Genomic DNA, 6,860 nt, shown 5'->3' on the forward strand with positions numbered 1-6,860 from the left:
GTATACTTAGCCCAACTTCACTTCTTACTCACGATTTCCAGCGGAGATTGGCATGGATCAGAACAAACAGAAGGCACTGGCGGCTGCGCTGGGTCAGATTGAAAAGCAGTTCGGCAAAGGCTCCATCATGCGTCTGGGCGACAGCAAGACCATGGATATCGAAGCCATCTCTACCGGTTCCCTCTCTCTGGACGTGGCGCTGGGCATCGGTGGCCTGCCGTGTGGTCGTATCGTCGAGATCTACGGCCCGGAATCTTCCGGTAAAACCACCCTCACCCTGCAGGTGATTGCGGAAGCCCAGAAGAAGGGCAAGGTCTGTGCCTTCATCGATGCGGAACACGCCCTCGACCCCATCTATGCGGCCAAGCTGGGCGTCAACGTCGACGACCTGCTGATCTCCCAGCCGGATACGGGTGAGCAGGCGCTGGAAATCTGCGACATGCTGGTGCGCTCCAACGCGGTTGACGTCATCATAGTCGACTCGGTGGCGGCCCTGACCCCGAAAGCGGAAATCGAAGGCGAGATGGGTGACTCCCACGTCGGCCTGCAGGCTCGTCTGATGTCCCAGGCACTGCGCAAGCTGACCGCCAACATCAAGAACGCCAACTGCCTCTGTATCTTCATCAACCAGATCCGGATGAAGATCGGCGTCATGTTTGGCAGCCCGGAAACCACTACCGGTGGTAACGCGCTCAAGTTCTACGCCTCCGTGCGTCTGGATATCCGTCGCATCGGCGCCATCAAGGAAGGCGACGAAGTGGTCGGTAACGAGACCCGCGTCAAGGTGGTCAAGAACAAGGTTGCCCCTCCCTTCAAGCAGGCTGAATTCCAGATCTTCTACGGTGTCGGTATCTCCAAGGAGGGCGAGCTGGTGGATCTGGGTGTCAAGCACAAGCTGATCGACAAGGCCGGAGCCTGGTACAGCTACAACGGCGAGAAGATCGGTCAGGGCAAGGCCAACGTGATGAAGCTCTTCTCCGAGAACAAGGCGATGGCGGCCGAGGTCGAAGCCAGACTGCGTGAGCTGCTGCTCTCCGGTGATGCGCCGGCCGAGAAGCCGGTGGCGGCTGACGCTGACGAGCTCGAAGCCGAAAGCGAACAAGAGTTCGAATAAGGAACAAAGGAAGGCCGGGTTGATACCCGGCCTTGTTATTTATGCTTGATGAATCTGCTGACGAGTCTGTCGAACTCACCTTTGAAGAGCAGCTGGCGGCGGCCCGAGCCTTTGCCATGCGCAGTCTGGCCCGCCGCGAGAGCGCCGAGTCCGAGCTGGCCAACCGGCTGCGCAAGCAGGGTTTCAATAACGAGGTGATCGAGGCGGTACTCGACTACTGTCGCGGCTACAACTGGGTCGATGACGAGCGTTATGGCGCCATGGCGGTACGAGCCGGTGCGACCAAGGGGCAGGGGCCCATCAAGATCCGCTTCGATCTGCGCCGCAAGGGACTGAGTGATGCACAGATAGAGGCCGCCTTCGAACAGCCCGAGCTGGACTGGTTCGAGCTGGCACTCGCGTTGCTGCAACGACGGGCCAGGGTCAGTGATCTGGGGGATTTCAAGCTGCGGATGAAGTGGATCAAGTATCTGCTGGGACGCGGGTTCAACCAGGATCAGGCTCGTTATGCCATCGCAGCCATGATGGAGCAGAGTGCCTAGCGTGGCGTTTGCCACTGACGGTTGAATGGGTCGCCAGGAAAACGGCTTGAAGAGGGGGTCTGAGCTGCTCTTTGCCATGGTCATCGCGCCTGGCTTCACCACTCTGGCGGTGGAGAGGGTTGCCGCCCCATGGCCTTCGCCGCCCGGCGCTTCTCCTGAACGCCCCCAGGTGAGCGCTTTTTCTTTTACTGTGGTTGCATTGCACTGGCTCCTTGCCAGCGATCTGGCCCGCAAGGGCCATCAATGCCATCGGCCGTGCCGCCTAGCGTCATTCGCTTGCGATTTAGCCATGGCTGGCCGAATCGCCGACATGCTGCCGGGTGATAGCCCCTCGGATTTAAGCCTGAAAATTCTCCCGCTGCTGACCGCATTTCCCCGCTAAAAACGGCAGGTTTGCCTCCCTTGTCTGCCAACACGGCGTTATGCGCGCTTTTTCACCCGTCACGGGCTGGTACGTTTTACTTTACCCCGCAGAAAACTTACATTAATGCGGTTAAAAGTCCGTATTCGAATCAAGCAGGATTTTCCATGTATATGTCCACGTCAGAGTTACGCTCAGCGTTCCTCGAGTATTTCCGCTCCCAGGGGCACCAGGTTGTCTCCTCCAGCTCGCTGGTGCCGCATAACGACCCGACCCTGTTGTTCACCAACGCAGGCATGAACCAGTTCAAGGATGTATTCCTTGGCGCCGACAAGCGTGCCTACAACCGCGCCACCACGGCCCAGCGTTGCGTGCGGGCTGGCGGCAAGCACAATGACCTGGAAAACGTCGGCTATACCGCGCGTCACCACACCTTCTTCGAGATGCTGGGCAACTTCAGCTTCGGTGACTACTTCAAGCAGGATGCCATCCGTTTTGCCTGGGAATTCCTGACCGGGACCCTCAAGCTGCCCAAAGAGCGCCTGCTGGTAACCGTGTATGAAACGGATGATGAAGCCTTTGACATCTGGGCAAAGGAAATGGGTGTGCCGGTCGAGCGCATAGTGCGCATCGGCGACAACAAGGGCGCTCCGTTTGCTTCCGATAACTTCTGGCAGATGGGTGATACAGGTCCGTGCGGCCCCTGCACCGAGATATTCTATGACCACGGCGATCACCTCTGGGGTGGCCCTCCCGGTTCACCGGAAGAGGATGGCGACCGTTTCATCGAGATCTGGAACGTGGTGTTCATGCAGTTCAACCGTCAGGTCGATGGCACCATGGAACCTCTGCCCCGTCCGTCCGTGGATACCGGCATGGGGCTGGAGCGTATCTCCGCCATCATGCAGGGTGTGCACTCCAACTATGAAATCGACATCTTCCAGGCGTTGATCAAGAAAGCCGCCGAGATAGTCGGCACCACGGATCTGAACAACCAGTCCCTGCGGGTCATCGCCGATCACATTCGTTCCTGCGCCTTCCTGGTGGCGGACGGTGTCATGCCATCCAACGAAGGGCGTGGTTATGTGCTGCGTCGCATCATTCGCCGCGCCGTGCGTCACGGTCGCAAGCTGGGCGCCACCGACGTCTTCTTCTACAAGCTGGCCGCCGAACTGGCCGTGCAGATGAAAGACGTGGCGGTCGAGCTGATCGCCCAGCTGCCGCTGGTCGAGCGCGTGCTGCGCATCGAGGAGGAGCAGTTCGTCCGTACCCTGGATCGCGGCCTGCTGTTGCTGGAAGACGTGCTGACCAACCTGGGCGATGCCAAGATCATCCCGGGCGAGGTGGTGTTCAAGCTGTATGACACTTATGGCTTCCCGGCAGATCTCACCGCCGACGTGGTGCGCGAGCGCGAGATCGGTATCGACGAAGAGGGCTTCAACGCCGAGATGGAGAAGCAGCGCGCCCGTGCGAAAGAGGCCTCCAGCTTCGGTGTGAACTACAACGAAGTGCTCAAGCTCGACTTCGAGACCCCGTTCACCGGGTACAAGCAGCTGAGTCAGAAGACGACAGTCGTCGGCATCTACAAGGATGGCGTCGAAGTGAACGGCCTCATCTCAGGTGAAGAAGCCGTGGTCGTGCTGGCCGAAACCCCCTTCTACGCCGAGTCCGGTGGTCAGGTGGGTGACAGCGGCATCCTCAAGGTGGATGACGGCATCTTTGCCGTGACCGATACCCAGAAAGCGGGCAAGGCCATCATTCACAAGGGATATCTGGAGCTGGGCACCCTGGAGAAGGGTGCCGAGGTCGAAGCCGTGGTCGATGGCGAGCGCCGTCAGGCCGTGGCTCTGAACCACTCTGTGACTCACCTGCTGCACGCCGCCCTGCGTCAGGCGCTGGGTGATCACGTGACCCAGAAAGGGTCTCTGGTGGGCGCCGAGCGCATGCGCTTTGACTTCTCCCACTTCGAAGGCCTGACCATGGCGACCATTCGCCGGGTCGAAGAGCTAGTCAACGCCCAGATCCGTGCCAACCATGACGTCAACACCCAGGTGATGGATCTGGAAACGGCCAAGTCGGCCGGTGCCATGGCGCTGTTTGGCGAAAAATACGAAGACGACGTGCGCGTGGTGCGCATGGGCGACTACTCCACCGAGCTGTGTGGCGGTACTCACGCCAAGCGCACCGGTGACATCGGCTTCTTCAAGATCATCGCCGAGAGCGGCATTGCCGCCGGCGTGCGTCGTATCGAAGCCGTGACCGGCAAGGGTGCCATCGATTTCATGCACCAGCTGGGTGAGCAGATCGAAGAGGCTGCGGCTCTGGTGAAGGGGGATCAGTTCTCCATCGCCGACAAAGTGCGCCAGATGCTGGACAAGTCCAAGATGATGGAGCGCGAGCTGGAGCAGCTCAAGGCCAAGCTGGCGGCTCAGGCCGGTAGCGACCTGCTGAGTCAGGTGATCGAGATCAATGGCCGGAAGGTGCTGATCGCGGCGCTGGAAGGGGCCGATCCCAAGTCACTGCGCGGCATGCTGGACGAGCTGAAGAACCAGATGAAGTCCGGTGTCGTGCTGCTGGCAACCAGCAGCGATGACAAGGTCAACCTGATCGCCGGCGTGACCAGCGATTTGACCGGCAAGGTCAAGGCCGGTGAGCTGGTCAATCTGGTGGCCCAGCAGGTGGGCGGCAAGGGCGGTGGTCGTCCCGACATGGCGCAGGCGGGTGGTACCCAGCCGGAAGCCGTGCCTGCGGCGCTGCAATCTGTTCACTCCTGGCTGGAAGAGCGCCTGTAATCGGGCGAGGTGATCTGTGGCACTCTATGTACAGAAGTACGGCGGCACCTCGGTCGGCACGTTGGAGCGGATCGAGGCGGTGGCTGAGCGGGTTCAACTGACCCGCGCCCAGGGACACGATGTGGTGGTGGTTGTCTCCGCCATGTCGGGCGAAACCAACCGGTTGCTGGGCATGGCCCAGCAGTTGGATCCTGATGCCAACCGGCGCGAGATGGATGTGCTGGTTTCCACCGGTGAGCAGGTCACCATAGCGCTGCTGGCGATCGCGTTGAACAAACGCGGTTGTCCCGCGGTCTCGATGACCGGCGATCAGGTACGCATTCATACCGACTCCGCCTATGGCAAGGCGCGCATCAGCCACATAGATACCGAGCAGGTTCAGGCTGAACTGGGCGCGGGCAAGGTGGTGGTGATCGCCGGATTCCAGGGCCGTGACGAGCACAATGCCATCACAACGCTGGGGCGCGGTGGGTCGGATACCACGGCAGTGGCGGTGGCGGCTGCCATCAAGGCCGATGAATGCCAGATCTTTACCGATGTGGATGGGGTCTATACCACGGATCCGCGCATCGAGCCCAAGGCCCGTCGTCTCTCCACCATCACCTTCGAGGAGATGCTGGAGATGGCGAGCCTGGGGGCCAAGGTGCTGCAGATCCGTTCGGTGGAGTTCGCGGGCAAGTACCGCGTGCCACTAAGGGTGCTGTCGAGCTTTGTCGATGGAGAGGGAACCTTAATCACATATGGAGGTGAGAGGATGGAAGCTCCCCTGGTATCCGGGATTGCGTTCAATCGCAACGAGGCCAGCCTGACTATTCTGGGTGTGCCGGACCGGCCCACGGTGGCGGCGCAGATCCTGAATCCGATCAGCGATGCCAACATTGATGTCGACATGATAGTGCAGAACACCCTGGGCGATGGCACCGCCGATTTCACCTTCACGGTGAATCGCGATGACTATCGCCGGGCGCGCGCCCTGCTGGAGGAGACTGCCAGCGAGCTGGGGGCCGCCTGCGTGCAGGGCAACGGCGAGATAGCCAAGGTGTCCATCGTCGGCGTCGGCATGTGGAATCATCCTGGCGTCGCCCGCACCATGTTCAAGGTATTGGGCGAGGAGGGGATCAACATGCAGTTGATTTCCACCTCTGAAATCAAAATATCCGTGGTGATTGACGAGAAGTACCTGGAGCTGGCGGTGCGCGCGTTGCACGCCGCTTTCGGGCTGGATAATGAGCCTCATGAGCAGCCCTTGGGGAACAATCCCTGATTGATTTAGTTTCAACCATTTACCATATCGGTATCTTTGTAAGATAATGTCGCATATCGATATAAATACAAAACAGGATACAGGAGCAAGCGAATGCTTATTTTGACTCGTCGTGTAGGGGAAACCCTGATGATTGGTGACGAAGTGACTGTCACCGTACTGGGCGTTAAAGGCAATCAGGTTCGTATCGGTGTGAACGCACCGAAAGAGGTCTCCGTGCACCGCGAAGAGATCTACATGCGGATACAGGCCGAGAAAGTTCCGGGCCAACCGAATTTCTAAGCCGCATCGATAGCTGCTTGAAGGCGACACCTCTGTGTCGCCTTTTGTTTTTCCGTGCTCCGGAAATCGCCCTGCAAGGCACTAAACTGCGGGATAAGTACTGATATTGTTTGAATATTCCACGCTTTGACCAAATGCTGAGCGAACACGCTTTTTTCTCCAAAAAAGTGTTTGACTAAAAATCCCTGTGAAGTATTATCAGCCCCGCAAACGGAGAGGTGGCCGAGAGGCTGAAGGCGCTCCCCTGCTAAGGGAGTATGCGGCTTATACCCGCATCGGGGGTTCGAATCCCCCCTTCTCCGCCATTTGCGCCCGTAGCTCAGCTGGATAGAGTACCTGGCTACGAACCAGGTGGTCGGAGGTTCGAATCCTCCCGGGCGCACCATATTACGACTCAAGCAAGAGTCATGTGTTGACCGTCAGCAAGTCGACACTTTGGAAAAGGCTTACTGATAAGTAAGCTTTTTTTATCGTTTTAAATCAGGGCGCCCGTAGCTCAGCTGGA

The 6,860-nt window shown here is 59.0% G+C and carries 6 protein-coding genes and 2 tRNA genes; all 8 read left to right on the forward strand.

Going from position 1 to position 6,860, the window contains the following annotated elements; all coding sequences use genetic code 11:
* Positions 1-52: 52 nt before the first annotated feature.
* Positions 53-1,114 carry a recombinase RecA gene (gene recA / locus BN1118_RS02820; RefSeq protein WP_042866551.1) on the forward strand — a complete coding sequence of 354 codons (1,062 nt, stop codon included), beginning with the start codon at positions 53-55 and terminating at the stop codon, positions 1,112-1,114.
* 41 nt (positions 1,115-1,155) lie between these two features.
* A complete protein-coding gene (locus BN1118_RS02825) occupies positions 1,156-1,656 on the forward strand; it encodes a regulatory protein RecX (RefSeq protein ID WP_043554480.1) in 501 nt (166 codons plus the stop codon).
* Between the two features lie 25 nt (positions 1,657-1,681).
* The gene (locus tag BN1118_RS02830; protein ID WP_156994802.1) at positions 1,682-2,038 is read left to right on the forward strand and encodes a hypothetical protein; all 357 of its coding nucleotides are present in this window, start codon (positions 1,682-1,684) and stop codon (positions 2,036-2,038) included.
* A gap of 146 nt (positions 2,039-2,184) precedes the next feature.
* A complete protein-coding gene (gene alaS, locus BN1118_RS02835) occupies positions 2,185-4,809 on the forward strand; it encodes an alanine--tRNA ligase (protein ID WP_043554483.1) in 2,625 nt (874 codons plus the stop codon).
* Positions 4,810-4,825: 16 nt separating this feature from the next.
* On the forward strand, positions 4,826-6,073 hold the full coding sequence (locus BN1118_RS02840; RefSeq protein WP_043554484.1) for an aspartate kinase: 1,248 nt from the start codon (positions 4,826-4,828) through the stop codon (positions 6,071-6,073).
* Between the two features lie 93 nt (positions 6,074-6,166).
* Positions 6,167-6,355: a carbon storage regulator CsrA gene (gene csrA / locus BN1118_RS02845; RefSeq protein WP_005315760.1), complete on the forward strand. Its 189-nt coding sequence runs from the start codon at positions 6,167-6,169 to the stop codon at positions 6,353-6,355.
* A 212-nt stretch (positions 6,356-6,567) separates the two neighbouring features.
* A tRNA-Ser gene (locus tag BN1118_RS02850) sits at positions 6,568-6,660 on the forward strand.
* A 3-nt stretch (positions 6,661-6,663) separates the two neighbouring features.
* Positions 6,664-6,740: transfer RNA gene (locus tag BN1118_RS02855), tRNA-Arg, on the forward strand.
* The last annotated feature ends 120 nt before the right edge of the window (positions 6,741-6,860 follow it).

The sequence above is a fragment of the Aeromonas bestiarum genome (assembly GCF_000819745.1).
Classification (GTDB): Bacteria; Pseudomonadota; Gammaproteobacteria; order Enterobacterales; family Aeromonadaceae; genus Aeromonas; species Aeromonas bestiarum.

Bases quoted from the DNA above. Each gene is read 5' to 3' on its own strand.
- recA (WP_042866551.1), top strand. From the start codon at position 53: ATGGATCAGAACAAACAGAAGGCACTGGCGGCTGCGCTGGGTCAGATT.
- BN1118_RS02825 (WP_043554480.1), top strand. From the start codon at position 1,156: ATGCTTGATGAATCTGCTGACGAGTCTGTCGAACTCACCTTTGAAGAG.
- BN1118_RS02830 (WP_156994802.1), top strand. From the start codon at position 1,682: ATGGGTCGCCAGGAAAACGGCTTGAAGAGGGGGTCTGAGCTGCTCTTT.
- alaS (WP_043554483.1), top strand. From the start codon at position 2,185: ATGTATATGTCCACGTCAGAGTTACGCTCAGCGTTCCTCGAGTATTTC.
- csrA (WP_005315760.1), top strand. From the start codon at position 6,167: ATGCTTATTTTGACTCGTCGTGTAGGGGAAACCCTGATGATTGGTGAC.